This window comes from Streptomyces sp. WAC 04229, assembly GCF_003947455.1.
In the GTDB taxonomy this organism is placed as follows: domain Bacteria; phylum Actinomycetota; class Actinomycetes; order Streptomycetales; family Streptomycetaceae; genus Streptomyces.
Window position 1 is genome coordinate 1 of record NZ_QHJH01000376.1, and the last position, 2,166, is coordinate 2,166.

General features: G+C 69.2%; 2 protein-coding genes and 1 pseudogene. All 3 read left to right on the forward strand.

Features of this window, described 5'->3' with window-relative positions:
* Positions 1 to 134: 134 nt before the first annotated feature.
* Positions 135 to 782, forward strand: a complete 648-nt coding sequence (locus DMH12_RS38270; protein ID WP_125495839.1) for an HAD family phosphatase — start codon at positions 135 to 137, stop codon at positions 780 to 782.
* A 68-nt stretch (positions 783 to 850) separates the two neighbouring features.
* The gene (locus DMH12_RS38275) at positions 851 to 1,561 is read left to right on the forward strand and encodes a VC0807 family protein (protein ID WP_125495840.1); all 711 of its coding nucleotides are present in this window, start codon (positions 851 to 853) and stop codon (positions 1,559 to 1,561) included.
* 23 nt (positions 1,562 to 1,584) lie between these two features.
* Positions 1,585 to 2,166, forward strand: a pseudogene (locus DMH12_RS38280) (MFS transporter); the annotation flags it as partial.

A 2,166-nucleotide genomic window follows, 5' to 3' on the forward strand; every position in this document is an offset into this window, starting at 1 on the left:
CGGAAGCTAAGCCTTACAGCGCCGATGGTACTGCAGGGGGGACCCTGTGGGAGAGTAGGACGCCGCCGAACAATCATTGTATGAGAGCCCCGCACCGGGAACGGTGCGGGGCTTTCTGCGTTTAGGGTCTTTCCATGCGCTACGACCTGGTTATCTTCGACAACGACGGCGTCCTCGTCGACAGTGAGCCGATCTCCAATCGGCTGCTGGCCGGCTATCTGACGGAACTGGGCCACCCGACGTCGTACGACGACTCCATTCGGGACTACATGGGCTCCGCGATGCACCGGATCCACGAGCTCATCCTGGAGCGGACGGGTCGGCGGCTGCCCGAGGACTTCGACGACGTGTTCCACGCGCGGGTCTTCGCCGCCTTCGAGCGTGAGCTGGAGCCCGTGCCCGGGGCCGTCGGAGTGCTGGAGAAGCTCGCCGCAGACGGGGTGGCGTACTGCGTGGCCTCGTCCGGGAGCCATGAGCGGATTCGGGTCGGGCACCGCAAGACCGGGCTGGACCGGTGGTTCGACGACGAGCGGATCTTCAGTTCGCAGGATGTGGGGCGGGGGAAGCCGGCGCCGGATCTGTTCCTGCACGCGGCGGAGCGGATGGGAGTGGCGCCGGAGCGGTGCGTCGTGATCGAGGACAGCCCACTGGGCGTGCGGGCCGGCGTTGCCGCCGGGATGGACGTGTACGGGTTCACCGCGATGACGCCGGCCTCGAAGCTGACCGGAGCCGGGCGGCTGTTCGGTGACATGGGGGAGCTGGCCGACCTGTTGGCGAGCTGACATTTGTCCTGCGGAGCGCTGGACGGTTGTTTCTACCGGGGACCGCGCCCCGGCCCGATGATATGGGCATGACGACGAACACGGGCAAGGACACGGGACAGCAGCGTCGAGGCAAGCGTCGTACCTTCGTGTCGCTCTTCCTGGACGTTGGGGTGCCCATCGGGTCCTACTACCTGCTCAAGGGCGTGTTCGGGATGAGCGCGGTCGCCGCGCTCGGCTGGAGCACCGTGGTGCCCGTCCTGCGCACCGCGTGGGGTGTGCTGAAGCAGCGGGACGTGAACGCGCTCCCGCTGCTCATCCTCCTGGCCAACCTCGTCGGTCTGCTGCTCGGCTTCGAGACGGGTGATGCCCGCCTGCTGCTGGTCAAGGACAGCGCGGTGGCCAGCCTGGTCGGGTTCGTGATGCTGGGGTCGGTGCTCGTGGGGCGGCCGATGATGACGGGATTCCTCAAGCCGTGGCTGGTCAAGGGGGACGCGGACCGGGAGGCGGCGTGGGTGCGGCTGCGGCGGGAGTCGCGGGCGTTCCGGCGGGCGGAGCGGTTGTTCACCGGGGTGTGGGGGGCCGCCTTCGTCGGCGAGTGTGCGCTGCGGATCGTGGGGGTCTACTCGTTCTCGGTGGACACGATGGTCTGGCTCGGGACGGTCGTCATGATCGTCACGATGCTGGTGGCCTTCGTGGTCAGCGGTGCGCTCGGGGCCGGCCCGATGACCCACATGATCGGCGCCAACGTCCGTGAAGCTGAGGGGAATTCATCTTTGGCTGGATCTACCCACGGGTAAGCCGGGGCCCTACGCTCGCCGCCATGACTGATGTGCTGCGGCGCGGTAGGGCTTCGCTCGCGTTCGGTTTCTTCGCCCAGGGCGTCGCCTTCGCCCTGCTGGTCACCCGGATTCCGGCCGTTCAGGACCGGTACGGCGTCTCCGACGCGCTGCTGCCGGTGTTCCTCGCCGCGGTGCCGATCCTGGCCGGCGCCGGGAGTGTGGCGACCGAGCGTCTGGTGCGCCGGGTGCGGCCGAGCCGGGTGCTGCGCTGGTCCCAGCCGGTCGTGCTGCTGTCCCTGCTCGGCGTAGGGGCGGGGGACCGGCTGGTGGTGCTGGCCGTGGCGCTGGGCGTCTTCGGGCTGGCCGTGGGAGCGCTGGACGCGTCGATGAACATGCTCGGGGTGAGTCTGCAACGGGCGTACGGGCGCAGCATCATGCTCGGGTTCCACGCCGCGTACAGCCTGGGCGGGATTCTCGGGGCCTCCCTTGCGTGGGTGGGGGCGCACTGGGATCTGGCGCTGTGGGTGTCGTATCTGCCGGTCGTCGTCCTGCTGTTGCCGGCGGCGCTGGTGGGGAGCCGCTGGTACGTCGACGGGGACCGGAGTGGTGCGGCGGGGACGGGC

What these genes read in the sequence shown, in the direction of transcription:
- DMH12_RS38275 (WP_125495840.1), top strand. Translation starts at nt 851, where the DNA reads ATGACGACGAACACGGGCAAGGACACGGGACAGCAGCGTCGAGGCAAG.
- DMH12_RS38270 (WP_125495839.1), top strand. Translation starts at nt 135, where the DNA reads ATGCGCTACGACCTGGTTATCTTCGACAACGACGGCGTCCTCGTCGAC.